The sequence below is a fragment of the Pseudomonas quasicaspiana genome, assembly GCF_021147825.1.
Classification (GTDB): Bacteria; Pseudomonadota; Gammaproteobacteria; order Pseudomonadales; family Pseudomonadaceae; genus Aquipseudomonas; species Aquipseudomonas quasicaspiana.
Window position 1 is genome coordinate 153,741 of the sequence record NZ_JAGTPI010000003.1, and the last position, 25,702, is coordinate 179,442.

At 57.1% G+C, this 25,702-nt stretch carries 22 protein-coding genes and 4 tRNA genes; 13 read left to right on the top strand and 13 right to left on the bottom strand.

Features of this window, described 5'->3' with window-relative positions:
• Positions 1-158: 158 nt before the first annotated feature.
• Positions 159-926, bottom strand: a complete 768-nt coding sequence (locus tag KDX30_RS04015; protein ID WP_231675032.1) for a DODA-type extradiol aromatic ring-opening family dioxygenase — start codon at positions 924-926, stop codon at positions 159-161.
• Positions 927-1,029: 103 nt separating this feature from the next.
• Here KDX30_RS04015 and KDX30_RS04020 point away from each other — a divergent pair, with 103 nt between their 5' ends.
• The gene (locus KDX30_RS04020; protein WP_231675033.1) at positions 1,030-1,686 is read left to right on the top strand and encodes a thiopurine S-methyltransferase; all 657 of its coding nucleotides are present in this window, start codon (positions 1,030-1,032) and stop codon (positions 1,684-1,686) included.
• A gap of 161 nt (positions 1,687-1,847) precedes the next feature.
• Here KDX30_RS04020 and htpX read toward each other — a convergent pair whose 3' ends face one another.
• Both htpX and KDX30_RS04030 read right to left on the bottom strand, forming a co-directional pair.
• Positions 1,848-2,735: a protease HtpX gene (htpX, locus tag KDX30_RS04025; RefSeq protein WP_027902444.1), complete on the bottom strand. Its 888-nt coding sequence runs from the start codon at positions 2,733-2,735 to the stop codon at positions 1,848-1,850.
• Positions 2,736-3,047: 312 nt separating this feature from the next.
• Positions 3,048-4,259: a pyridoxal phosphate-dependent aminotransferase gene (locus tag KDX30_RS04030; protein ID WP_027902445.1), complete on the bottom strand. Its 1,212-nt coding sequence runs from the start codon at positions 4,257-4,259 to the stop codon at positions 3,048-3,050.
• Positions 4,260-4,451: 192 nt separating this feature from the next.
• Between KDX30_RS04030 and msrB the strand changes: the two genes are divergently transcribed.
• A complete protein-coding gene (gene msrB / locus KDX30_RS04035; protein ID WP_027902446.1) occupies positions 4,452-4,850 on the top strand; it encodes a peptide-methionine (R)-S-oxide reductase MsrB in 399 nt (132 codons plus the stop codon).
• A gap of 491 nt (positions 4,851-5,341) precedes the next feature.
• Positions 5,342-5,827: a glutathione peroxidase gene (locus tag KDX30_RS04040; protein ID WP_027902447.1), complete on the top strand. Its 486-nt coding sequence runs from the start codon at positions 5,342-5,344 to the stop codon at positions 5,825-5,827.
• Here KDX30_RS04040 and KDX30_RS04045 read toward each other — a convergent pair whose 3' ends face one another.
• Entirely contained in the window at positions 5,828-8,170 is a 2,343-nt protein-coding gene (locus tag KDX30_RS04045; protein ID WP_231675034.1) for a response regulator, read from the bottom strand. It lies immediately after the preceding gene.
• A gap of 225 nt (positions 8,171-8,395) precedes the next feature.
• Here KDX30_RS04045 and KDX30_RS04050 point away from each other — a divergent pair, with 225 nt between their 5' ends.
• Both KDX30_RS04050 and KDX30_RS04055 read left to right on the top strand, forming a co-directional pair.
• Positions 8,396-9,286 carry an ATP-binding protein gene (locus KDX30_RS04050; protein ID WP_099267445.1) on the top strand — a complete coding sequence of 297 codons (891 nt, stop codon included), beginning with the start codon at positions 8,396-8,398 and terminating at the stop codon, positions 9,284-9,286.
• Entirely contained in the window at positions 9,283-9,765 is a 483-nt protein-coding gene (locus tag KDX30_RS04055) for a GAF domain-containing protein (RefSeq protein ID WP_122704386.1), read from the top strand. The genes KDX30_RS04050 and KDX30_RS04055 overlap by 4 nt, the downstream gene beginning before the upstream one ends.
• 48 nt (positions 9,766-9,813) lie before the next feature.
• Here the strand turns inward: KDX30_RS04055 and KDX30_RS04060 are convergent, their stop codons facing one another.
• A complete protein-coding gene (locus tag KDX30_RS04060) occupies positions 9,814-10,572 on the bottom strand; it encodes a hypothetical protein (RefSeq protein WP_231675054.1) in 759 nt (252 codons plus the stop codon).
• A gap of 287 nt (positions 10,573-10,859) precedes the next feature.
• Between KDX30_RS04060 and KDX30_RS04065 the strand changes: the two genes are divergently transcribed.
• From KDX30_RS04065 to KDX30_RS04080, 4 genes are all read left to right on the top strand, one after another.
• Positions 10,860-10,935, top strand: a tRNA-Glu gene (locus KDX30_RS04065).
• A gap of 4 nt (positions 10,936-10,939) precedes the next feature.
• Positions 10,940-11,015, top strand: a tRNA-Gly gene (locus tag KDX30_RS04070).
• 103 nt (positions 11,016-11,118) lie between these two features.
• Positions 11,119-11,194, top strand: a tRNA-Glu gene (locus KDX30_RS04075).
• 2 nt (positions 11,195-11,196) lie between these two features.
• A tRNA-Gly gene (locus tag KDX30_RS04080) sits at positions 11,197-11,272 on the top strand.
• 288 nt (positions 11,273-11,560) lie between these two features.
• Here KDX30_RS04080 and KDX30_RS04085 read toward each other — a convergent pair.
• Complete coding sequence (locus KDX30_RS04085; protein WP_231675035.1) at positions 11,561-12,826, bottom strand: type II toxin-antitoxin system HipA family toxin; 1,266 nt, start codon at positions 12,824-12,826, stop codon at positions 11,561-11,563.
• A complete protein-coding gene (locus tag KDX30_RS04090) occupies positions 12,826-13,149 on the bottom strand; it encodes a helix-turn-helix transcriptional regulator (protein ID WP_231675036.1) in 324 nt (107 codons plus the stop codon). The genes KDX30_RS04085 and KDX30_RS04090 overlap by 1 nt, the downstream gene beginning before the upstream one ends.
• 585 nt (positions 13,150-13,734) lie before the next feature.
• Here KDX30_RS04090 and nirB point away from each other — a divergent pair.
• The 3 genes from nirB (at position 13,735) to KDX30_RS04105 (ending at position 19,358) form a co-directional block, all read left to right on the top strand.
• Positions 13,735-16,296, top strand: coding sequence for a nitrite reductase large subunit NirB (gene nirB / locus KDX30_RS04095; RefSeq protein WP_231675037.1), 2,562 nt, complete (start codon positions 13,735-13,737; stop codon positions 16,294-16,296).
• Entirely contained in the window at positions 16,296-16,679 is a 384-nt protein-coding gene (gene nirD, locus KDX30_RS04100) for a nitrite reductase small subunit NirD (RefSeq protein ID WP_231675038.1), read from the top strand. The genes nirB and nirD overlap by 1 nt, the downstream gene beginning before the upstream one ends.
• Before the next feature lie 393 nt (positions 16,680-17,072).
• Complete coding sequence (locus KDX30_RS04105) at positions 17,073-19,358, top strand: molybdopterin guanine dinucleotide-containing S/N-oxide reductase (RefSeq protein WP_231675039.1); 2,286 nt, start codon at positions 17,073-17,075, stop codon at positions 19,356-19,358.
• Between the two features lie 129 nt (positions 19,359-19,487).
• Here KDX30_RS04105 and KDX30_RS04110 read toward each other — a convergent pair whose 3' ends face one another.
• Positions 19,488-20,213 (bottom strand): FadR/GntR family transcriptional regulator, encoded by a 726-nt coding sequence (locus KDX30_RS04110; RefSeq protein WP_373562184.1) that lies wholly within the window; start codon positions 20,211-20,213, stop codon positions 19,488-19,490.
• 98 nt (positions 20,214-20,311) lie between these two features.
• On the opposite strand from KDX30_RS04110, the gene KDX30_RS04115 reads away from it, so the two are divergent.
• Positions 20,312-21,055, top strand: coding sequence for a FadR/GntR family transcriptional regulator (locus tag KDX30_RS04115; RefSeq protein WP_087271095.1), 744 nt, complete (start codon positions 20,312-20,314; stop codon positions 21,053-21,055).
• Positions 21,056-21,076: 21 nt separating this feature from the next.
• On the opposite strand, the gene KDX30_RS04120 is transcribed toward KDX30_RS04115, so the two are convergent.
• The 5 genes from KDX30_RS04120 to KDX30_RS04140 all read right to left on the bottom strand — a co-directional run bounded on the left by KDX30_RS04120 (position 21,077) and on the right by KDX30_RS04140 (position 25,672).
• Entirely contained in the window at positions 21,077-21,802 is a 726-nt protein-coding gene (locus tag KDX30_RS04120) for an oligogalacturonate-specific porin KdgM family protein (RefSeq protein WP_099267439.1), read from the bottom strand.
• A gap of 114 nt (positions 21,803-21,916) precedes the next feature.
• A complete protein-coding gene (locus KDX30_RS04125) occupies positions 21,917-22,705 on the bottom strand; it encodes an ABC transporter ATP-binding protein (protein WP_099267438.1) in 789 nt (262 codons plus the stop codon).
• Between the two features lie 10 nt (positions 22,706-22,715).
• Positions 22,716-23,570 (bottom strand): ABC transporter ATP-binding protein, encoded by an 855-nt coding sequence (locus tag KDX30_RS04130; RefSeq protein ID WP_122805674.1) that lies wholly within the window; start codon positions 23,568-23,570, stop codon positions 22,716-22,718.
• 165 nt (positions 23,571-23,735) lie between these two features.
• Positions 23,736-24,635: an ABC transporter permease gene (locus KDX30_RS04135; RefSeq protein WP_122805673.1), complete on the bottom strand. Its 900-nt coding sequence runs from the start codon at positions 24,633-24,635 to the stop codon at positions 23,736-23,738.
• Entirely contained in the window at positions 24,635-25,672 is a 1,038-nt protein-coding gene (locus KDX30_RS04140) for an ABC transporter permease (protein WP_099267435.1), read from the bottom strand. The genes KDX30_RS04135 and KDX30_RS04140 overlap by 1 nt, the downstream gene beginning before the upstream one ends.
• Positions 25,673-25,702: the final 30 nt, after the last annotated feature.

The following is a 25,702-nucleotide window of genomic DNA, read 5'->3' on the forward strand; positions in this document are numbered from 1 at the left end:
TGATCGTCTGAAATAAAAAATCCCCGACTGGTTCGGGGATTTTTTTGTCTGGGTTTCCTGCTTCTGTAGGAGCTGCCGAGGGCTGCGATGGTGGTGCATCAGGAATATCGTCTCGCAGCCTTCGGCAGCTCCTACAGATTGTCGTCAGGTCTGTGGCCTCACCCAAACCTGTAAATATCCATTCCCAGTGCTCCCATCGTGAAGCCTTTGTGCGCCACGCTGAATTCACCACCGGCACCCCGGGCGAAATACAGCGGCAGCAAATGCTCATCGCTTGGGTGACTGCGCACGGCGTTGGGGGCTTGTGCCCGGTAGTCATGCAATGCGCCCTCATCATTGCTGCCCAGCTTCTCTATCATCCAGTCGCGAAACGCTTTGGCCCATGGCTCTACGCTTTCCGGTCCGGCATGCCAGTCCAGTTCACCAAGATTGTGGGTGATGCTGCCCGAGCCGATAATCAATACACCCTGATCACGCAGGCTGGCCAGCGCCCGGCCGACGCGAGTCTGCAGTGCCGGGCCTTCGCGGCTGGGCAGGGAAACCTGAACAACAGGGATGTCGGCATCGGGATACATCAGAGACAGTGGCACCCACACACCATGATCAAAAGGTCGTTGGCTGTTAGTGCGCGCTGCCAGCCCGGCAGCCTGCAACAGCCCCAGGACTTCAGCGCTCAACGTTGGCAAGCCGGGAGCGGGGTACTGCACCGCAAACAGGGCCGCGGGGAAACCGCCGAAGTCATGCCAGGTTTCCGGCTGCGGGTTGGCGTTGACCAGCAGCTCCTGGCTTTCCCAGTGAGCTGAAACAATAACAATCGCCTTGGGCCTGGGCATCTCGGCTGCGAGACGCAACAGGGCCGGGCCGCTTTCGCCTGGTTCCAGCGCAAGCATCGGCGAGCCGTGGGAGATAAACAGGCTGGGGAACATAGCGGGCGTCCTGAGCGTTAAGATGACGCCATCTTCAGTCAGATCATTGATCTAAATCTAATATAAGTTTTAGCGCCTTTTAATCGAATTATAAGGAGTATTCATGCAGGCCGAATTTTGGCACGAGCGGTGGGCGGCCAACCAGATTGGTTTCCATCAGCAACAAGCGAACCCCTTGCTTCAGCAGTTCTGGCCGGAACTGGCGGTCGGGAAGGATGGACGTGTTTTGGTGCCCTTATGCGGCAAGAGCCTTGATCTGGTCTGGCTGGCGGAGCAGGGGCATAAGGTATTGGGTGTCGAGCTGTCGGAAAAAGCGGTCCAGGCGTTTTTCAGCGAGCAACATATTGAACCTGTCATCAGCCAGCTTGGCGCGTTCAAAGTGTACGGCTGCGCAGGGATTGAGTTGTGGTGCGGTGACTTCTTTGCGTTGCGGGCTGAGGATGTCGCGGTGTGTACGGCGCTTTATGATCGCGCCGCATTGATTGCCTTGCCGCCTGCGATGCGTGAGCGATATGTCGCACACCTGGCGTCGGTATTGCCTGCTGAATGCCAAGGGCTGCTGATTACGCTGGATTACGATCAGGCAAAGATTGATGGGCCGCCGTTCTCTGTTCCGGACGAGGAGGTGCAGCGATTGATGGCCGAGGGCTGGAAGCTGGACATATTGCAGACCAGCGATGTTCTCAAGGGCAGTGTGAAATTTGAGCAGCGCGGTGTGGAAGGCCTGGAAGAGCGGGTTTATCGTTTGGTTCGACGTTGAAAAGGCGCTGATGCGCGGCAAACGATTGACCTGTAGGAGCTGCCGAAGGCTGCGATGGCGGTATGTCAGGATGAATGCCTCGCAGCCTTCGGCAGCTCCTACAGGTTATTTACTCGCATAAAAAAACCGGCACTAAGGCCGGTTTTTTTTATGCAGGTCGATCAACCGCGGCGGCGCAGTGCCTCGATACGATCTTCCAGAGCCGGGTGGCTCATGAACAGCGCAGCCAGACCGCTCTTCAGGCCACCGTTGATGCCAAACGCCGTCAGGCTGTCAGGCATCTGCACCGGCACGCCCTGTTCGGAGCGCAGGCGTTGCAGGGCACCGATCATGGCGCTGGTGCCTGCCAGTCGGGCACCGGCTTCGTCAGCGCGGTATTCGCGTTTGCGCGAGAACCACATGACGATGGCGCTGGCCAGGAAGCCCAGAACCAGTTCGGCAAAGATCGTCGTCACGTAGTAAGCAATGCCCTGACCGTTTTCGGTCTTGAAGATCACCTTGTCGACGAAGTTACCGATGATGCGGGCGAAGAACATTACAAAGGTGTTCACCACGCCCTGCACCAGCGCCAGAGTCACCATGTCGCCATTGGCAACGTGGCCGATTTCGTGGGCCAGTACCGCCTTCACCTCATCAGGTGAGAAGCGTTCCAGCAGACCCTGGCTGACAGCAACCAGTGCATCATTCTTGTTCCAGCCTGTGGCGAAAGCGTTGGCTTCGTAGGCAGGGAAGATCCCGACTTCCGGCATCTTGATACCAGCGTCGCGGGACAGTTGCTCGACGGTTTGCACCAGCCATTGTTCATGGCGGGTACGCGGCTGGGTGATGATCTGGGTGCCGGTGCTCATTTTCGCCATCCACTTGGAGATGAACAGCGAGAACAGCGAGCCGGCGAAACCAAATACAGCGCAGAAGATCAGCAGCTGATTGAGGTTCAGATCAACCCCATTGGCCGCCATGAACCCGTTGAAGCCAAAAAGGCTCAGGGTGATGCTGGCAATCAGCACGACCGCCAGGTTAGTGGCCAAAAACAGCAAAATGCGCATCATGGTTTGGATGTTCTCCTGTGACGAATATGTAACGCGTTGCGGGGTATATAAGGTGATGTCAGCGGCTATTCAACCTGACGACTATTTCAAACTGTGTCGTCTGGCGCGAACCAGTAGCATTCGCTTTAGGCAAACAGGTTCCGGCCCAGAGCGGCTGGCTCTGAACGCTGTTACGCGCAGATTGTTTTTTTGTATTGCGGCACGAGCGCGGGCACAGCAAAAGCGATCCCTTGCTCAGGAATCGCTATGACCGCAAAGAGAGGGCAGGAATTCCCGTCGGGCGCAGTTTATGCGCCGCAGCGGGGCCTGGGGTTACTGACGATATGTCTTGAGGAAGTTGCCGATGCGACCAATGGCCTGATCCAGATCGTCGACGCGCGGCAGGGTGACCACGCGGAAGTGATCAGGCCATGGCCAGTTGAACGCCGTACCTTGAACGATCAGCAGCTTTTCCGACAGGAGCAGGTCAAGGGCGAACTTCTCGTCGTTGTGGATCGGGCAGACCTTCGGATCGATCCGTGGGAACGCATAAAGTGCGCCCATCGGCTTCACGCAGCTGACGCCGGGAATGTCGTTGAGCAGTTCCCAGGTGCGGTTGCGTTGCTCCAGCAAGCGGCCTGGAGGCAACACCAGATCGTTGATGCTCTGGTAGCCGCCCAATGCGGTTTGAATGGCGTGTTGGCTCGGCACGTTGGCGCACAGGCGCATATTGGCCAGGATGTCGATGCCTTCGATGTAGCTCTGCGCGTTGTGTTTAGGGCCGGAGATGGCTACCCAGCCTGAGCGGAAGCCTGCCACGCGATAGGATTTGGACAGGCCGTTGAACGTCAGGCACAGCAGATCGGGTGCCAGCGAGGCAGTGCAGATGTGCACGGCATCGTCATAGAGAATCTTGTCGTAGATCTCGTCGGAAAAGACCACGAGATTATGCTGGCGCGCCAGTTCGAGCATGCCTTCCAGTACTTCTTTGGAGTACACGGCACCGGTCGGGTTGTTCGGGTTGATGATCACCATGGCTTTGGTGTTCGGGGTGATCTTGGCCTTGATATCGGCCAGATCAGGCCACCAGTTAGCCTGCTCGTCGCACAGGTAGTGCACCGGGTTGCCGCCGGCCAGACTGACGGCTGCGGTCCACAGTGGATAGTCTGGAGCCGGGATCAGTACTTCATCGCCATTGTTGAGCAATGCCTGCATCGACATCACGATCAGCTCGGAGACGCCGTTGCCCAGGTAGATGTCTTCGATGCCGACGCCTTCAACCTGCTTCTGCTGGTAATACTGCATGACGGCCTTGCGCGCACTGAACAGGCCTTTGGAGTCGCTGTAGCCTTGAGCGGTCGGCAGGTTGCGGATCACGTCCTGCAGAATTTCGTCCGGCGCTTCGAAACCAAATGGCGCCGGGTTGCCGATGTTCAGCTTGAGGATGCGATGGCCTTCCTCTTCCAGGCGTTTGGCGTGCTTGAGCACCGGGCCGCGAATGTCATAGCAGACGTTGGCGAGCTTGTTCGATTTGCTGAACTGCATGGTGATTGATCCCGAAAATGGACGAGCCGTAGCGAGCTGTAAATCTGGTTCGTCGGGTGTGACGCCGTAAAAATGAGTTTGTATGGTCGAAACGTGAGTGACAGACTGGCGCGTAATGAGGCGCAATGATACGTGCCACCTGATCTGTGGAGAAGATACAGATCAGGCTTTTTCGACTGCGGAGGTGTACCTGTGGAAAAGTTGGACAAGACTCTGGAAGAATGGCGGGCCATGCTTGACCCGGAGCAGTACAACGTTTGCCGCCTCAAGGGCACCGAACGTCCGTTCTCCGGTAAATACAACAGCACCAAAACCGATGGCGTCTATCATTGCATCTGCTGCAACGAGCCGCTGTTTGACTCTTCTACCAAGTTTGATTCCGGTTGCGGCTGGCCGAGTTTCTACGCGCCGCTCGAAGGCAGCGCAGTGGTCGAAGTGCGCGATGTCAGCCATGGCATGATTCGCACTGAAGTGGTTTGCGCCAAATGTGACGCGCATCTGGGTCACGTATTCCCTGATGGCCCACCGCCCACTGGCCTGCGTTACTGCATCAACTCGGTGTGCCTGGACTTGGTGCCCCGCGAAGCTTGAAAGATGTCTCGCCCTGCATGCTTGATTTGTGGGAGCCGCCCCGGTGTCACTGACACCGCGCTGTCGCGAAACAAACATTGGATCTGTAGGAGCGCACGAGCACCGCGAGGCCGCGATGGCGGTGTATCAGACAGGACGCAATCGCTGCCTCGCGATGCTCGTGAGCTCCTACAGAAAATCATTTCAGGTCAGGGATTGCATTTTGTTTGATAGGAGCAGAGCTTGCTCGCGATAAGGCTGGGCGCGGTTCAGTTTAGATCGCGTCCAGTCTTATCGCGAGCAAGCTCTGCTCCCACATAGACTGCGTTTTAGCCGGAAGGGCGTTGGGACATTCACCAGGTTTCCGGCAGAAATACTGATTTCCTGTAGGAGCGCACGAGCAACAGCATCGCGCAATGGCTTATAAGCCTCCATCACTCCCGGAAATTGAGATGCGCGCCAGTCAATGGCGCGCTAATTTCAGGACCCGCTTTTCATCAAGGATCACTGTCATGAGCGCCAATCTGCTGAGCATTCCGGTTACGACGATCAAGGGTGAATCGAAAACCCTCGCCGACTTTTCCGGCAAGGCTGTGCTGGTGGTCAATACCGCGAGCAAGTGCGGTTTTACCCCGCAGTACAAAGGGCTTGAGAAGCTCTGGCAGGACTACAAGGATCAGGGGCTGGTCGTGCTGGGCTTTCCCTGCAATCAGTTTGGCAAGCAGGAGCCGGGTAACGAAGGGGCTATTTCGGAATTCTGTGAGCTGAATTTCGGGGTAAGTTTTCCGCTGTTCAAGAAAATCGATGTCAATGGCAGCGATGCCCACCCGCTGTTCGTCCAGTTGAAGAAGCAGGCGCCGGGTTTACTCGGGTCCGAGCGCATCAAGTGGAACTTCACCAAGTTTCTCATTGGCAAGGACGGTCAGTTGGTCAAACGTTTCGCACCGCTGACCAAGCCCGAGGACCTGAAAAGCGAAATCGAGACGCTGCTCAAATAGTCATTTCACCGGTAGCCACTGTTCCAGCAGGCTGACCAGATCGGAACGGCGAAACGGCTTGGCCAGATAATCACTCATGCCTGCCGCCCGGCAGCGTTCGCGCTCTTCGGGCATGGCATTGGCAGTCAGTGCAATGATCGGCAGTTGTGGCCAGCGTCCGCATTGGCGGATCTGGCGGCTGGCTTCGTAGCCATCCATGACCGGCATATTGCAGTCCATCAGCACCAGATCGAACTCGTGAAGTTCAAGCTGCTCCAGCGCTTCGCCGCCGTGGCTGCTGACAATCACCTCACAGCCCAGTTTGCTCAGTATCCCTCGGGCTACCAATTGATTGACCGGGTTGTCTTCCACCAGCAGGATTTTGGCCGGGCGCAAGGTCTTGCTGTCGGCCGCTTCCGTATCCCGGTCGGGAATCTGCTCGGGTTGCAGGATCCGACACAGGCTTTGATAAAGGGCATTGCGTGCCAGCGGTCGAGCATGTTGCTGCAGGGGGGCGAGGGCGCTGACCTGTTCGCTTGGCATGAAGTTGCCGTAGGCAGTCACCAGCAGAATGGGCACATCAATCGTCGGGCGCATGCCAAACAGGCATTCCGGGCAATCGGTGATCACCAGATCAGGACTGCTCCTGGGGTCCATATTCAGCACGTTGTCATCCATGCTCCATCGCTGAAAATCGATACCCCATTCAGGCAACAAATTGCCCAGTAGCTCAACAAGCCCGCTGCCCGCGTTGCTGACAACTACGACGCGGCCTTTTAGAGGCGTCGGAGTAATGGTGGCCTGATGGATGGGCAGTGGCAGGTCTGCGCAGAATTGACTGCCGAATCCTGACTCCGAATGAATACTCAATTGCCCTGACATGGCTTCACACAGGTTATGGGTCAAAGCCAGACCCAATCCGGTGCCACCAAATTGCCGGGTAATCGCCGCTTCTGCCTGGGTAAAAGGCTGGAAAATCCTCTCCTGTGCTTCTTGGGCAATGCCGATACCGGTATCCCGCACTTCAATGCGCACGCTGTTTTCCAGGGTGTCAGTATCCTGATAGTTGCTCAGTCGCACATCCACCCGGCCAAAACGGGTGAATTTCAGCGCGTTTGAAAGCAGGTTGCTGACGATTTGTCGGACCCGTGTCGGGTCACCCACCACCAGAGCCGGAAATTGCGTATCAATGAAACAGGTCAGCTCGACGCTGGGCGCCGCATTCTGTGACAGCAGGTTGGCGGTGTCCTCTACCAGCGCGCCGAGATCGAAGGGGATGCGCTCGACCTGCAAGTGACCCGCGTTGAATTTGGACATGTCGAGTATGTCGTTGAGCAGTTCCACCAGCACCTTGCCCGAGTCGTGGGCAATCGACAGTTGCTGACGCTGTTCGGCGCTCAGGGGGCTGTCCAGCGCCAGGGCGAGCATGCCTAGCAGCCCGTTGAGCGGCGTGCGGATTTCATGGCTCATGTTCGCCAGGAACGCGGTGCGGGCCTGAGCCATGTCCAGCGCCGTACTGCGAGCGATTTTCAGCTCTTCATTGGACTTGCTCAGCCTTTCGTTGCTGGCCTTCAATTCAGTGGTGCGGGCAGAAACGATGTCTTCCAGTTCATTGCGGTGTGCCGTCAGCCGGTCTTCGGCTTCAACCCGCCGCGCCAGTTCTGAAGCGATGTTTGCAAACTGGCGGTTGGCGACATCTACCAGTACGCCGATTTCATCGTTTTCGTGCTTGGGTGGGCATCGCAGTGGTGTGGGAGTAGGGTTGCTTGAGTCGCGCGTGGCCAGAGCCCGTATCACGTCAACCAGGGGTTTGGTCAGTGTCATGTAGAACAGCAGGGTCAGCACGCCCGCCAGAATCAGGCTGCGCATGAAGCCATTGAGCAGCGTGATGCCCGAGCGCTGCAGGAAATGATTACCGAAGGCAAAGGTGTCGACGTTCAGGCGCAGCGTGCCAATCGGTTCGTTGGGTAAGTGCGCCAGGTTCAGGGTGTCTTCGAACTGGCGGCTTTCGCCAAACAGGAAGTCGCTGACAAACCGGTAGCGACTTTGCGCGAAGGGGCGTTCGACGCTGGAAAGCACCACATTGTTGTTGTCGGTCAATCTGGCGCCCGCCACCGCCGGGGATTGCAACAGGCCCAGGGTCAGTTCCTGAGCCAGCTCGGCGTCGATGTTGTAGGCAATGCGTGAGGCCGGGTTGTGGCTGATTTCCAGCAGAGAGCGAATTTCACGATTGATGGACGCATCTTCGCTGGCATAATCGATAGCAATTTGTATCAGGCTCAGCAACATCCCCAGAATGAAGCCGAGCAAAACGGTCAGGCGGGCCTGTTTATACGAGAGCCGTTGAGTAAACGCTATGTCCATGAGGGTATTGCCACTTCTGGTGTCCTTCGCGGGGGCAAGCATAGCTGATCGGCGCTGGCTCTCATCAAGCAACTTATAGTTAACTGAATTGAAATGAATATTTGCAGGGCTGGCATTAGCCGTGAAGGCGTTGGCACATCTTATCTACAGGTGTGACCGGAACCGCTTTCCTCACTGCTCAGGCCAGTCCCGTCGTGTTTACTGCGTGTTAATCAAGGAGCCATTGTGGACTCTCGCTTGAATGCTTTTCTCGAACGCGCCGACGCCGTACTGGCGCGGCTTGAACCGCTGCTGCCAGCGCCACGGGAAGCGGTCGACTGGTCACACTCCATGGCCGCGCGCTGGGTTCGTGAAGGCCGCAGCGGTTACCTGATGCCGCTTGAAGTCAGCCTCGACATGCGTTTGTCTGATCTGATCGGTGTCGATCTGCAACGTGAACAACTGGGTCGCAATACGCGTCAGTTCATCGACGGTCTTCCGGCCAACCATGCTTTGCTGTGGGGGTCGCGTGGGACAGGCAAGTCTTCGCTGATCCGTGCGCTACTCGCCGAGTACGCGAAGGCGGGCCTGCGGCTGATCGAAATCGAGCGCGATCATCTGGGCGATCTGCCGCGTGTCGTCGAGCAACTGCAAAAGCTGCCGCAGCGTTTTGTGCTGTTCTGCGATGACCTGTCTTTCGAGGCAGGGGAGAGCGATTACCGGGTTCTGAAGAGTGTGCTCGACGGTTCTCTCGAGCAGGCTCCGGACAACGTTCTGCTTTATGCCACGTCCAACCGTCGTCATCTGGTGCCGGAAAAGGAAAGCGACAATCTCAACTGGCAGCAAGTCGATGGCGAACTGCATCCAAGCGAGGCCGTAGAAGACAAGATTGCGCTGTCGGATCGCTTTGGGCTGTGGCTGTCGTTTTATCCGTTCACTCAGGAGCACTACCTGAACGTAGTGGAACACTGGATCACGCAACTTGCCCTGGCGGCCGGCCTGAGCTGGCAGCGTGATGAGGAACTGGACAAGCACGCGATCCGCTGGGCAACCGGACGGGGCAACCGCAATGGGCGGTGCGCCTATCAATTCGCACGTTATTGGGTAGGTTTGAAATTGTTGGAGCAACAACCATGATTGACTTGCAAAACACCGGTGCCGGGCTGGAAGGCTACGGTCTGTTGGCTGCGCAGCTGGAATCTCTATTGGCTGATGAGAAAGACTTTATCGCCAACGCCGCACAGTTCTCGGCTTTTTTGTATAGCCAGATTGATGATCTGAACTGGGCCGGCTTTTATCTCAACCGTGATGAAGAGTTGGTGCTGGGGCCGTTTCAGGGGCAAATCGCGTGTGTGCGCATCCCGTTTGGCCGCGGTGTGTGCGGCGCTGCTGCGCAAAGTCTGCAAACCCAGCGTGTCGAAGACGTGCATGAGTTTCCGGGGCACATTGCGTGCGACAGCGCATCGAACAGCGAGCTGGTGGTGCCGTTGGTGAAAGAGGGGCGCTTGATTGGGGTGTTGGATCTGGACAGTCCGAAGGTGGGGCGCTTTTCGGAGCAGGATCAGGCAGGCATTGAGCGATTGGCAGCGATCTTTCTGAAAGCAACGGACTGTTGAGTCCTGGTTGGCGCATCGCTCAGAGCGTATGCGCCAACCCGTCGTCTATCAGTCGTAGATGACTTTCTTCTTCCATTCCGATTCGGTGTCGTCCGCCTTCAGACCTTCGGTCAGAGCGTTGTCGTCGTCTGCGGTTGGCGCAATGTTGGTCAGTACCATGGAGTTGGCACGTGCCAGCTGTTTTTCCATGGCTATCAATGCGGCTTGATACGTCACAGGATCTGGCTGGTTCTTCAGGTACTGCACGCCGCGTTCAAACGCGAGACGCGCCTGACCAGGCTGGTCCTGCTGCAGTGCGGCCTGGCCCAGGTTGTTGAAGAATTCAATATGCAGCATCACCAGAATGTTGCGGATCTCGCGAATCCAGTGCTTGGCTTCGCTGGTTTGCAGAAATCCGTCATGTGCAGCGCGAGTGACCTGGCCATGCAGCGCTTCTAATAGAAAGCGAACATCTTTGGCCTTGGCTTCGGTGAGGATCGGGCTGGCCGGGTTGGTCACTGCAATGGCGTCGCCTTGTGCAACCAGGGTGTTCAGCTCGTCGACGCGGGTTTTGAGATGTGCGCTGTTTTTATCCAGCGCCAGCATGCGCTGTACCACGTTGAGTTCCAGACGGGTCATCAGCAGCTTTAAAGCAGGGGTGACCAGTTGGCCCGGGAACGTTTCGGAAATTTCGGTGCAGCGACGCAGTCGGTCGCTGAGCTCGATCTTCGTTCGCGCTTTATCCAGCTTGGAGTTTTCTGCCACATGGTTGAGATAGCCGATCGCGATCAGGAGCGCAATGCCGGCTACTACCATCAGGGTAATCATCAGTGGAGTCACCGCGCGAACCTCTATATAGCTGTAGTCAGTAAATTTGAAGTGAGTGTAGTGGCTAAGCACTATTGCGCATAGATGCACTGCTTGTAGTTTGTCGGCCAATCCATAAATACCTGAAGCGCGCAGCGCCAGGCGGCTGGATAAAGCAGGCGAAGTCATTGATTTAGATAAATTTTCACATTGGGGTTGACGACCCCTCAATCCATCCATAGAATGCGCGCCACTTACAGCGTAAAGCACCTAGCGGAACGCAAGTTAAGTAGTGAAGTTGTACGTGTGTCCCCTTCGTCTAGTGGCCTAGGACACCGCCCTTTCACGGCGGTAACAGGGGTTCGAGTCCCCTAGGGGACGCCATATTGCGGGAATAGCTCAGTTGGTAGAGCACGACCTTGCCAAGGTCGGGGTCGCGAGTTCGAGTCTCGTTTCCCGCTCCAGTTTATGCAGTCTTGCTTCCGGGCGAGATTGAGTGAAACCAGAACCCAGTCTTCGGACTTGGATTTGGGCACTGAAATACACACCATGTGTTTCAGTTAGCGTGTCCCCTTCGTCTAGTGGCCTAGGACACCGCCCTTTCACGGCGGTAACAGGGGTTCGAGTCCCCTAGGGGACGCCATTGCGGGAATAGCTCAGTTGGTAGAGCACGACCTTGCCAAGGTCGGGGTCGCGAGTTCGAGTCTCGTTTCCCGCTCCATATTTAACGAAAACGCCGCTCAATAGAGCGGCGTTTTTGTTTGTGCGTTTTTTAATGCCCAGCTATCTGATTTGGCATATTTTTCTGTAGAAGTGGCCCCGGTGTCCAAGGCACCGGGATGTATCGTGGCAAACATAGGGCCTGTAGGAGCTGCCGAAGGCTGCGATCGCGGTGTGTCAGGAGAAATGCTTCGCAGCCTTCGGCAGCTCCTACAGAAAATGCATTTCAATCCAGCCGTGTTTGCTGTGAACAGCGTGGTTTTATCAGCGAGGCAAGATCTGTCGCAAGTCACGCAATCCGAAAATCAGCATGCAGCCGCTTCCAGTGCTCGCGTAAAACGCTTTTGTGGTCGTCCGCCATCCCGCTCTCATCCAGAGCCGCAGGCCAAAAGGTACGAGCTTTCTCCAGTGCCGCTATGAGGTTGTAGAGAACCGGGCGCCACGGAATATCCCCATATTCCGCCCACTTCTTGAAGTCCTCCATGGAAACTTCGTACCAGTTTTTGCTACCGCCCATATTCAGGGCGTACTGGTTTTCATCGGTGATGTAGGCCTTGGTCACAACGATGTCGTACGCGGGAGACAGTTCGGCGTTGCGGCCATCTGGATAAATCATGCTCCAGTTCTTGAGGTGCGCGTCGCCGTTCGCCAGCAGTATGTTGACCAGGAGCCTCACCGCCATCTGCGCCGCGTCGCGCTGGCCTTGAAGCGAGTTTTGATAAATCAGCTTCCCTACCTGTTCATAACTGGCCGCGCGGTATTTGTCGTGGGCGTAGGCAAAGAAAATCTGGGCAAAGTCTTCTGAGTGGATGCGTTTGTTGTCTGGTAATCGATCGTATCGACATATTCCATAGGCGTACTGCTCGTTCGGCAGATTGATGTTGGGAAGCGCCTCGATGTGGGTCATCGGGATCAGCTTGATTTCAGGGATGTTCACGCCAGCAAGGGCAGCGAGTGTCATTGCTGTGTATTCATTGAGTGGCACAAAGGGATGCACGGTCGAAGGCGTTTTAATAATCCAGTCCCCCGGAGCATCGGGGTCGCCGGTGATGTAACGCCCGTCCTGGCTGCGCATGGAGAATTTCATTTGTACACCGGCCAGGGAAAAATGCGCTCGGCTGTCAGGAATATCGATAACGGTGGGCTGGATTTTTCCACGGTACTGAAGGGCCAGATGCGGGATTTCCGAGGCTTCCAGAGGGTAGGCAATCAGTGCGCCGGGGAGGTCTCGGCCCAGCCAGGTCAGCAGCGGGAATTCATTATCCCGATGAACCTTCATCGCTTGTGACAGGAAGTCGCGTAACGCGCCTTCTGGAAGCAGGTTGCTGAGTACCGGGTGCAGCTTATGGCTGCTGATGTAGGGATGGCTTGCTGCAAGTTGCCGGGACAGAGATGCGGGGTTGTTGTGGGACAGCGTCAGCGGATGTCTGGCCTCGTTTTGGACGTACTCGGGCGCTAGTGTGAAAACGTTTTTGCCGTTGGAGTACCCCGCGACATAACCGACGTTTTCACCCTGAAGGGTCAATCGTAAGGCTGAGACCGTTTCTTTGACCATCAGAGGTCTCCCCACGGGTTTTCAGCCTCTTCGCTGACCGTCAAAGTTTGCACTGTAGGTTCGGTGTAGCGCTGATTGATCTCCGTTGGAGCTTCGCTGGCAAGAATGCGTTGAACGGCAGCGAGCTTCGACTTGGGGACCAGAACCAGTGCCGACTCCAACCCTTCAGCAATCTGATCGAGTGTGTTGAGTCGTGGGTTGCCACCCGCTTCGATTTTGCCGTACTGCTGTCTTGTGAGCCCTGCCAGCAGTGGCATTTCCTGAATTTTCAAGCCAAGCGCAAGACGACGTTGGCGGATTTGATCAAGCAATGTGGTTTTCATGGCGCGGTCCCTCAGTGAGGTACGCAGTATGTAATCTATATGGCTCTCGTCAAGATAAATGAGCTATATAGATTGCTTTATTAGATAAAGAGCCTTATAGCTTACATTTTTAGCATGAAGAGTCTTATATGGCTCTTAGTTGGCGAGAGAGTCATATAGATTGCATCTCATGCATCGCCAATTGAGTCAATCAAGCACTCTGGATAACGAGCTTTCTGCACTTATATAAAGCCGACTGCGCCCGATTTGCACCATGGGGATGCGCCGAATCATGAGTCTTATAGCTAAGCCGGTCCCGTATACCCGCATCGACAGTCGGGCTTTACGAGGGTTTCCCGATTTGCACCCAGGCTGGCACAAACGCTGCATCATCCCTGCTCAGGTCCACCGCGAATGTAGTCGAGTGGGCAGCCCCGTCGGTCAACGAAGATCGATCAGCCAACAAGGCCAGGGCAATTCAGGTGGATCAGGCATAGAGGCCAGGTTAACCACCAAAACGAACAGGCAAAGGCGCCTGAGACCGCAAGGTTTCAGGCGCTTTTTTTTGCTTTTTATTCCGTGATTGGCTTTGGTCGGGTGCTATCCATGAACACAAATATTGATTCTTCGAACTCGCTGCAAACCCTGATCGTGATCGGCAATGGAATGGTCGGACACCACTGTGTCGAGCAATTGATTGCCGGTGGCGCGTTGCAGCACTATCAACTGCATGTGTTTGGCGAAGAGCTCATGCGCGCTTATGACCGCGTGCATTTGTCCGAGTACTTCACCGGCCGTGATGCCGAGTCGCTGGCGCTTTCCGATGCTGCGCTGTATCAGACGCCCGGCGTCACGCTGCACCTTGGCACCCAAGTGCTGGAGATTGACCGGGACGGCCACAAAGTCATCACCGCCACCGGCAGCGTGCATTACGACAAGCTGGTACTGGCCACCGGATCCTACCCGTTCGTGCCGCCAATTGAAGGGGCTCACGGTGACTCACGTCTGGTTTACCGCACTCTGGAAGACCTTGATGCGATCCGCACTGCGGCGACTAACGCTATTCGCGGTGTTGTGGTGGGCGGCGGCTTGCTGGGACTGGAAGCTGCGAATGCCCTGAAAAGCCTTGGCCTCGAAGCGCACGTCGTGGAGTTCGCCCCGCGCCTGATGCCGGTGCAACTGGACGAGCAGGGCGGTATCGCCCTCAAGGATCGCATTGAGCAATTAGGCGTCGGGGTGCATCTGGCCCGTGGTACGCAGTCGATCACGGCGGGTGAGGAATACCGCTACCGGATGAACTTCGGCAATGACGAATTCCTCGAAACCGACCTCATCGTGTTCTCGGCGGGCATTCGTGCGCAGGATGCGCTGGCCCGCCAATGCGGTCTGGACATTGGTCCCCGTGGCGGCATCAGCATCGACGGCCAGTGCCTGAGCAGCGATCCGGATATTTACGCGATTGGCGAGTGCGCGGCCTGGAACGGCAGTATCTTTGGTCTGGTTGCACCGGGTTACCAGATGGCACGCGCCGTAGCGACGACCTTGTGCGGCGGCGACGCTGAACCGTTCATGGGCGCCGACATGTCCACCAAGCTGAAACTGCTGGGTGTCGACGTTGGCTCTATTGGTGATGCTCACGGCCACACGCCGGGCTCACGCAGCTATCAATTCATCGATCAGACCACTGCCAGCTACCGCCGCCTGGTGGTCGATGCCTCGGGCAAACATGTGATCGGCGCAGTGCTGGTGGGCGACAACAGTTACTACGACACCCTGCTGCAATACATGCAGAACGCGATCACGCTGCCCGCCGAACCGGCCAGTCTGATCCTGCCGAGTTCTTCTGGCGCACCCACTCTGGGCCCGGCGTCTTTGCCTGAAACCGCGACCATTTGTTCGTGCCACAACGTCACCAAAGGCGCGATCTGTTCTGCCATCGATGGCGGTTGTACCGATTTGGGCGTGCTCAAGTCCGAGACCAAGGCTTGCACCGGTTGCGGTGGCTGTGCCGCTTTGTTGAAAACTGTGTTTGAACACGAGCTGATTGCCCGTGGTGTCAGCGTCGATAAAAGCCTGTGCGAACATTTCGCCTACACCCGTCAGGAGTTGTATGCGCTGGTTCGCATCGAGGGTGTGCAGACGTTCGAAGAACTGCTTGCCAAACACGGTCGCGGCCATACCGGTTGTGATATCTGCAAACCGGCCGTGGGGTCGATTCTGGCGTCGTGCTGGAACCAGCCGATCATGGACGCCTCGCTGGTGCCTTTGCAGGACACTAACGACACGTTTATGGCCAACATGCAGAAGAACGGCACTTACTCCGTTGTGCCGCGTATCGCGGGCGGCGAAATCACGGCCGACAAGCTGATCGCCATCGGCGTGGTAGCCAAGAAGTACGACCTGTACACCAAAATCACCGGCGGCCAGCGCATCGATCTGTTCGGTGCGCAACTGCATGAGTTGCCGGACATCTGGTCTGAGCTGATCGAAGCCGGGTTCGAGACCGGCCATGCCTACGGTAAATCGACGCGTACGGTGAAGTCCTGTGTCGGCAGTACCTGGTGCCGTTACGGTGTGCAGGACAGCGTGCAGATGGCCTTGACCATCGAGGATCGCTACAAAGGCCTGCGCTCGCCGCACAAGCTAAAGTTCGCGGTCTCCGGCTGTACCCGTGAGTGCGCCGAAGCGCAGAGCAAAGACGTTGGCGTGATCGCCACCGAGAAGGGCTGGAACCTCTATATCTCCGGTAACGGTGGCATGCGTCCGCGCCATGCCGAGCTGTTCGCCACCGACCTGGATGACGAAACCCTGATTCGCTACATCGACCGTTTCCTGATGTTCTACATCCGCACTGCCGACAAGCTGCAGCGCACCTCGGTATGGCGCGAAAGCCTGGAAGGCGGTCTGGACTACCTCAAAGATGTGATCATCAACGACAGCCTCGGGTTGGGCGCGGAACTGGAAGCGCAGATGCAACTGGTGGTTGATCGCTACGAATGCGAATGGGCCAACACCCTCAAGAGCCCGGAGAAACTCAAGCGTTTCCGCACCTTCGTTAATGACAAGCGGCCGGACCCGGACATCCATTTCGTTGAGGAGCGCGGCCAGCGTCGTCCGGCCACGGCTGCCGAGCTTAACCTTATTCCCGTCGTCGAGGAGGTACTCTGATGAGCCTGACAGCTATCGAACACAGTGAACCTGTTGCACCTGATTCGAGTCTTGCGTGGCATACGGTTTGCGGCCGAGAAGATCTGGTGACCAACTCTGGCGTTGTGGTCTGGCTCGACGGCGCGCAGGTCGCGCTGTTCTATCTGCCGGACGCTGAGGGCAGTCAGCTTTACGCGGTGGACAATCGTGATCCGCAGTCCGGGGTTAACGTGATTGGCCGCGGACTGATCGGCAGTATCAAGGGTGATCTGGTCATTGCCTCGCCGCTGTACAAGCAGCACTTTCGTTTGAAGGATGGCAGCTGTCTGGAGTATCCGGAGCAGCGTTTGCGGGTCTGGCCTGTGCGCTTTGAAAGAGAGGACGTGCAGCTCGCGGTGGGGTGAGGGCATGTGCGATTTCTGGAGCTAACCCCTGTAGGAGCCAACAAGCTGGCTCTCATCAAAAATAAAGTAACTAACTAAATTTAAATGCTTTTATATGTAGGAGATCGCCCAGCAAACACAGGATCTGTAGGAGCTGCCGAAGGCTGCGATCGCGGTGTGTCAGGAGCAACGCTTCGCAGCCTTCGGCAGCTCCTACAGAAAATGCATTCCAATCCAGCAGTTTGCATGTAGTTTGATGAAAGCGCGTTTGCCGCTCGATAGCGTGGATCAGGGGAGTTTTGATAGTTAGTCTTTGCATATAAACCCATTCTGAAAATGCATTTAGTGAATAAAAAACTAAATGCTATGGTTTAACCCGTTTGAATACGGGTAAAACCACAGGAGAACCGCGTCATGAGTTTCACTTCGCTGCATTGGGGGGCTTATCGCCCGCAAGTCGTCGATGGCGAACTGCGGGCTTTGGTGCCGGTGGAGTGGGACAGCGATCCTTCCCCTATCGGTGATTCAGTGGCTGACGCGCTTACATCGCCCACGCGTATTCGTCGACCGGCCGTGCGGCGCTCTTTTCTTGAAGGGCGGCTTGAGGGGCAGGGTGGCAGCCCGGAGTTACGCGGTCAGGAACCCTTTGTAGAAGTTTCCTGGGACGTCGCGCTGGAACTTGTGGCCAAACAACTGAAACGGGTCAAATCCGAACACGGCAATCAGGCAATTTTTGGCGGCAGTTATGGCTGGGGCAGTGCTGGGCGTTTCCATCATGCGCAAAGTCAGCTGCACCGCTTCCTTAATGGCTTTGGTGGTTACGTCGCCAGCGTCGACAGCTATAGCCTCGGTGCCGGACGCGTATTGATGCCGCATATTGTCGGCAACATGGACTGGTTGTTGGCAGCGCACACCTCATGGAAAAACCTTGCGCAGCATTGCGAGCTGTTCGTCGCGTTCGGTGGCCTGCCTGCCAAAAATGCCCAGACCAGCCCCGGTGGTGCCAGCGATCACCTGCTGACCAAGGCCCTGCAAGACATGTCCGCAGCAGGCGTGGAATTCGTCAACGTCAGCCCGTTGCGGGATGATCTGTCAGGGCCCGCGCGCAATGAATGGCTGCCGGTGCGCCCAGGCAGCGACACTGCTTTGATGATGGCTTTGGCTTACGTGTTGGTCACCGAAGGTTTGCACAACGAAGACTTCGTTCAGCGTTACGCGGTGGGTTATGAACGCTTCCGTGATTACCTGCTTGGCCTTACCGATGGTCAGCCTAAAGACCCCGGATGGGCTCAAGCCCTGACGGATATTCCAGCTGCGCAGATCACTGATCTGGCCCGACGCATGGCCAGCAAGCGCACGATGATCAATATCGCCTATTCCTTGCAGCGCTCTGTGCATGGCGAACAACCGTTCTGGATGACTGTGACACTGGCCGCGCTGTTGGGGCAGATCGGTTTGCCCGGTGGTGGTTTCGGTCTGGGTTACGGTTGCATGAACAATACCGGTAGCGGTCGCAAAGCGTTCTCCGGGCCGCGTTTTTCCCAAGGCCAGAACCCCGTCAAAGACTTTATTCCCGTAGCGCGGGTGGCGGACATGTTGCTCAACCCCGGCGCGGCGTTCGACTACAACGGTCAGCAGCGGCATTATCCGGATATCCGCCTGGTGTACTGGGTGGGCGGCAATATCTTTCACCACCATCAGGACCTCAATCGCCTGCTGAAAGCCTGGCAGCGCCCGGAAACTATTATTGTCCACGAGCAGTTCTGGACCGCACAGGCCAAGTACGCTGACATCGTTTTACCCGCCACGACGGCGCTGGAGCGTAACGATATCGGCAGCTCGGCGTCTGATCGTTTCATGATCGCCATGCAGCAGGCGATCGAGCCGGTGGGTGAGTCCCGTGATGATTACGCGATTCTGGCCGAGCTTTCCGGCCGACTGGGTTTTGCCGACGGCTTCACCGAAGGTCGGGATGCCTCGGGCTGGTTGCGGCACATTTACGAAGAGTCACGGGGCAGGGCGGGGGAGTTTGGCATTCAGTTGCCGGACTATGATCAGTTCTGGCACGACGGCGTGTTTGAAGTCGAATATCCGGAGCTGGATACTGTGTTGCTGCAAGCCTTCCGCAAGGACCCGGACGCCCATCCGTTGCCAACCCCGTCGGGGCGTATCGAGATTTTCTCTGAGCGCATCGCCGGGTTCGGTTATGCCGACTGCCCCGGGCACCCGGTGTGGCTGGACAAAACGGCCTCAGACTACCCGTTGCATCTGTTATCCAATCAACCGAAAACCCGCCTGCACAGCCAATATGATCATGGCAGCTACAGTCGTTCTTCAAAGATTCAACAACGCGAACCACTGACCCTGAATACCGACGATGCGCGGGCACGGGGTATCAGCGATGGCGATGTGGTCAAGGTCTTCAATGACCGTGGGGCGTTTCTGGCCGGTGTGATTGTCTCGGATAACATTCGCCCAGGCGTGGTCCAGATCGCCACCGGTGCGTGGTTCGATCCGCTGGTGCACGGCGAGCCCGATAGCCTGGAAAAACACGGCAATCCGAACATGGTTACTGAGGATGTCGGCTCATCAAGCCTGTCCCAAGGCTGCTCGGCACAAACGGCGACGGTGGATATCGTGAAGTGGGAAGGGGAGTTGCCAGGGATTACCGCGTTTGAACCGCCGTTGATGACCTCATAGGCGACGCGGTTTTCCTGTAGGAGCGATTGGACGGCACTCCGACTTGCCCGCGATAAGGTTTGGGTGATTTGCCTGCAGAATTGCGGTGTCCTTATCGCGGGCAAGCCTCGCTCCCACAGGGATCGCATTTCAGACATTCTGATACTGACTTTGCCGCAACCGCTCCAGGCTATTGCTCAGATGCAAGCGCATGGCCGCTCTTGCCGCATCGCGGTCCTGATGGGCGATGGCGGCAAATATCTGCTCGTGTTCACGGCGCAGGATTTCCAGATAATCCGGTGAGTGGGCGTTGCTGAACTGCATTCTTGAGCGCGGGATGATGCTGCTGCCCAGTTGCTCCATCACGTCGGTGAAAAAGCTGTTAGCGGTACATAGCGATATCTGATGATGAAACTCGAAATCGGCAAACGCGGTGTCGCTGCCCGGCGGGCAAGCATTGAGGGTGTCGAGTGCCTGGCGGATCGCCTGCAGTTGCTCCGGCGTGCGTCGTTCGGCCGCCAGGGCGGCGGACTCCACTTCAAGGCTCTGGCGCAGCTCAATGATCGCGATGGCATCGCGCAACGTGCCGCTGGTGCGCTCATCGACCTGAAAATCATTGGGGCGACTGGCATCCACTACAAAGGTGCCAATACCATGCCGGGTTTCCACCAGTCCTTCGGCCTGCAGCCTGGACATGGCTTCGCGAACCACGGTGCGACTGACGCCTTTCTCCTGAATGATCACCTGCTCGGTGGGCAGCTTTTCCCCGGCCTTGATCTCACCTTCACGGATTCTGCGTGAGAAGTCATTGACCAATTGCTGAGCCAGGCTGGTGCGCCGATCCGGGGTTGCAGGCGGGATTTCCATGTCACTCATTTCAAGTTTCCATTGGGCCGCAGAGTATAACCTCAGCCAGCTGCCACGCTGGCGCCAGCTGGCACTATAATGTCGGTTCTTCGAAAACGAGTCAGCCCATGTCGGACCCAGACCTTTCGTCCCAGAAAAAACACAGACGTTTAGCCGAGACCCTGGTTGATCGCTTTGCCCAGCGCATGCGCGATGGCGTGCTCAAGCGCGGTGAAAAACTGCCTCCCGAACTGCATATCATGGAGGCCGAGGGCGTCAGCCGCACGGTAGTGCGCGATGCGTTGTCGCGCATGCAGGCGGCGGGACTCGTGGAAACCCGTCACGGGGTAGGCACCTTTGTTCTGGACATGCCTGCGCCTGCCGGTTTCGTGATTGGCCCAGCGACTATCGCGACCTTGCCTGACGTGCTTAATCTGCTGGAGTTTCGTTTGAGTCTGGAAGTCGAAGCGGCGGGCATGGCTGCACAACGGCGTACCCCCGAAGCCCTGCTGGAAATCAAGCAGGCGCTGGATGCCTTGCTCGAAGGGCCGCAAAAGTCCGGGACCACGATCAATGCCGATTTCCAGTTTCACCTGAAAATCGCCAAGGCATCGGGCAACACCTACCTGATCGATATCATGAAGCACCTGGGCACCAAGCTGATCCCCCGCACCCGGATGAATTCGGCCTACACCGGGCAGAGTGATCGCACGGCGTATCTGGCCGGGATCAATGCTGAGCACCGGCAGATTTATCTGGCGATTGCCGCCGGGAATGTGGATGCGGCGCGTTCGGCCATGTACTTGCACCTGAACAGCAGCCGCATCCGTTTGCATCAAACCCAGGCAAGCCAGGAGTTGTACAGTAACTAGCGTTCAATGAAGGCCGGGTTATTACAGGAAGTTGTATTGCACGCCAACCCGCAGACGTAACTGACGCTTGTCATCGGCACTGTCGACTTTTATGTCGCCGACTTCGAAGAACGGCACCCAACGTTTGTCGATCTTGTATTTAAATACGGCGTTTTGTTCATAGTCAGTTTTACCGTTGTCGTAGCGAATATAGTCGGCATCGAAGTAGGTGAACTGATATTCATAAGCCCATTTACTGTTTTGCGGGGCATAGTTGAGCCAGACGTCATAACGATTGATGCTCTGGTTATCCATCGCGTTGTCGGGCATGTCCTCATTGATCTTGTCTCGATCCAGCTTGATGGAGTCATAGCGGTAGCGGGCCGAGGCATTCAGGGTGTCGCTGATGCGGTAGGTGGCTTTCAGGCCGACTTTATAGGCGGTGGATTTCTCAATACTTTCCAGCGCGATAGAAGGGGTCAGCATCCAGTCAGCATTGAGTTTGTACTGATAGGTCATGCCCAGTTCGTGGCCGTTGCCCACGGTATTGTCAAAGGCAACGTCCTGCCGGTCACCGGCTGTCTTGTATTTAAGTTCCCCTTCAAACCCGAGACCGTTATCCAGTCGGGTACCGAACTTGACCCGGTCCGAGTGCATTCGCGTACTTTCCGCATATTGATGTCGATAATTGACGTAGCCACTGTCGGCCATGGCCAGCGTGGAGGTCAGCAGTGCAGCAAACGTCATCATTGCTTGGGTAGTTTTCATGTTTTTTTATTCTTGTTAAATGAAGTGGAAGGTTTTATTCACAGCAGATTTCAGGCAGCCGGGTTCCTCGGCAGTAAATGCCGAAGGACGCGACGGTTTAAAACTCCAGTGGTCTTACAGCGCCAGGCAGGCGACCGGTTGTTCGATGTTATGGGTGTTCATGTCGCGACTCGCCTGAACCAACAGACGGGTGTATGCGTGTTGCGCCTCATGCCGGGCCAGTTCGCCCGTGTCGAGAATCTCAACGATCTTGCCGCCTTGCATCACGGCTACCTGCTCGCACAGGTGGGCAACGACCGCCAGGTCATGCGTTACCATCAGGTACGTCAGGCTCTGTTCGCGGCGCAGGTCGGCGAGCAGGTTGAGAATTTCCGCCTGCACTGATACATCCAGTGCCGAGGTCGGCTCATCCAGCAGCAGGACCCGGGGTTCGAGGATCAGCGCCCGGGCGATCGCTACCCTTTGGCGCTGCCCGCCTGACAGTTGATGGGGATGGCGGAAGCGAAAGCTGTCATTGAGGCCCACCTTGCGCAGGATCTCGCTGACCCGGTCATCACGGTCGCCGATGCGGTGAATCGCCAGCGGCTCCTTGAGCGCCGAATCAATGGTGTGCCGCGGATGTAATGAGGCATAGGGGTCCTGAAAGACCATCTGCACCGTTCGATAATGCTCGGCATCCAGCTTGCGCTGTACCTGTTGACCGTTGACCTGCAGTGCGCCGGTCCAGTGCTGGTATTGCCCGGCGAGGCAGCGCAGCACTGTGGTTTTGCCTGAGCCGGACTCGCCCACCAGGCCGAACGCCTGGCCTTCTTCAACGCGCAGGTTGACGTCATGCAGCACCTGATTGAGCGTCGGACCCGTACCGAAACTGAGGTTGAGTGATTGGACTTCGATCATCGCCATGGGAAATACCTCAATGAGTCAGCCAGAGGGGATCGCGCTGGAGCACCGGCAGGCTGCTGCGCGGAAAGTCCAGGCTCGGCAACGCGGCGAGCAGCCCGCGCGTATAGGGATGCTCTGCTCTGGCAAGGTCGGCGGCTTCCAGTGATTCCATGACCCGTCCGGCGTACATCACCAGAACCCGGTCGCAGAAGTGCTGGACCAGATTCAGGTCGTGGCTGATGAACAGCAGGCCCAGATCCCGTTCACTCACAAGCTCTTCGAGAATATTCAGCACCTGACGGCGTACCGAGACATCCAGCGCCGAGGTGGGCTCGTCGGCGATGATCACCTGTGGATCGGTGATGACCATCATCGCGATCATGATTCGCTGGCCCATGCCGCCGGAGACTTCATGCGGGTAGAGCTGATAGACCCGCTGCGGATCGCGGATATGCACCTTGGCGAGCATGTCCATCGCTCGTTCTTTGGCTTCCTGATGCGACACTTTGTGATGGGCCAGATACGCCTCGGCGATCTGCTCGCCGACCTTCACTACCGGGTTCAGCGAATATTTGGGGTCTTGCATGATCATCGACATGCGACGCCCGCGAACGCCCTGCATTTGTTTCTCGCTGGCGCTGAGCAGGTCGATCTCATCAAATCGCAAGGTCTTGGCGGTGATGCGCGCAGTTGCCGGATGCAGGCGCAGCAGGGCGCGGCCGACTGTAGACTTACCCGAGCCGGACTCGCCGACAATCGCCAGCTTTTCCCGCCCCAGATTGAACGACACGCCTTGCACAGCCAGAGTGGTCTTGCCTGCGTTGGTGAACTCGACGCGTAAGTCGTCTACGACGAGCTTGCTCTGTGATGCGGATAACTGAGACATGGCTGTTACCTCTTATTAAATTTGCTGATGCCGCGCACTAACTGAATTGGAATGCTTTATCTGTAGGAGCGCGCTTGCCCGCGATGCGATTTTGAATTCGATATATTTATCCCCTGTGCGGACGTCATCGCGGGCAAGCGCGCTCCTACAGGTTCCGTATTGCTGTCATTCATTACGAGGATCAAGCACGTCGCGCAGGCCGTCGCCGAGCAGGTTGAACGCCAGGCTGACCAGCATGATCGTCGCGCCCGGTGCTGCGACCAGCCACCAGCTTTCCAGCATGTAACGCCGACCGCTGGAAATCATCGCGCCCCATTCCGGCAGCGGTGCCTGCGCGCCCAGACCGAGAAAGCCCAGTGCCGCAGCGGTCAGAATGATGCTGGCCATGTTCATGGTCAGGCGGATGATCACTGACGACAGGCACATCGGGATGATGTGTCGACCGATGATGCGCAGCGGCGAGCCACCTTGCAGTTTCACGGCGACAACAAAGTCGGCGTTACGCAGCGACAGGGTTTCAGCTCGCGCAAGACGCGCAATCGGTGGCCAGGCGGTGAGGGCGATGGCGATCACTGCATGCTCCAGGCCAGGACCGAGCGCGGCAATAAACGCCAAGGCCAGGACCAGGCTCGGGAACGAAATGAAGATGTCGGTGATGCGCATGAACAGGCTGTCGACCCAACCACCGAAATAGCCGGATACTGTGCCGATCAACAGGCCGATTGGGCCAACGATTACCGTCACCAACAGCACGATGTACAGGGTGATGCGCGAGCCATGAACCAGTCGGCTGAACACGTCGCGGCCGTACTCATCGGTGCCGAACCAATGCGCCGCACCGGGTGCTTGCAAAGCGCGGGTCAGGTCTTGTTGTAGCGGGTCATGGCTGGCGATCCAGGGCGCGAACAGTGCAACGATCATCAGCACTGAAATCACGATCAGCCCGGCCAGCGTCATCGGGTTGCGCAACAGAAAACGCATCATGCGTGCCGCGCTGCCGGTCAGGGCCGCCAGACTCGAAGCGGGCACTGCCGCTGCCATAGAGGTAGCTTGAGAAGTCGTCATCAGCGGGTTCTCGGGTCGAAGACTTTATAAAGGGCGTCGCTGATCTGGTTCAGGGCGACAAAAATCAGCCCGATCAACAGCACGCACGCCATCACCGCATTCATATCACCCAGCAGCAGGCTGCTGGTCAGGTACTGGCCAAAGCCGGGCCAGGCAAATACCGTCTCGATCAATACCGCGCCTTCAAGCAATCCGCCGTAGGCGAGGGCGACGATGGTCAGCAGTTGCACGCGGATATTGCGAAACGCATGACCCCACACAATCCGCCGCTGGGACAGGCCCTTGACCCGCGCCGTGATGATGTATTCCTGAGACAGTTGCTCAAGCATGAAGCTGCGGGTCATGCGGCTGATGTAAGCCACCGAGTTGAAACTGAGAATGATGGCGGGTAACAGGATGTGCCGCAGGGCGCTGCGAAAAGCTTCCCAGTCGCCGGACAGGGCCGTGTCGATCAGCAGCAAGCCGGTGCGTGTCGGGATCAGACCATCGTAAGCCAGACCAATACGTCCCACCCCACCGGCCCAACCCAGCCAGGCGTAGAACACCAGAAAGGCCATCATGCCCAACCAGAAAATCGGCGTTGAGTAACCAAACAGAGTGAACAACCGGGCGATATGGTCACCGGCACGACCCTGATGAGTTGCCGCATAGACACCCAGCGGCAACCCGGCCAGAACACCGAAGACGATGGCCAGCGTGGCCAGCTCAAGAGTGGCGGGGAACACTCGGGCAATGTCTTCGATGACTGGGTGACCTGTCAGCAGCGCGTTGCCGAAATTGCCGTGCAGCAAGTCGTTGAGGTAGCCACCAAATTGCACCCAAAGCGGCTTGTCGAGCCCCAGTTCTTTGTAAGCCTGTGCATACGTCGACGCGTCAGCGTCCGGGCCGACGATGGCCAGAACCGGGTCCAGCGGCATGACCCGACCGATGAAGAACGTGAGCAGCAACAGGCCAAACAGCGTCGCCAGCACTGAGCCGCTGCGCCGGGTCGTGCCAGCCATGCGGCTGCCCCACAATGAAACAGATGCACTCGTCATAAGAATTCCTGCCTTGCGAAAGCGACTGAG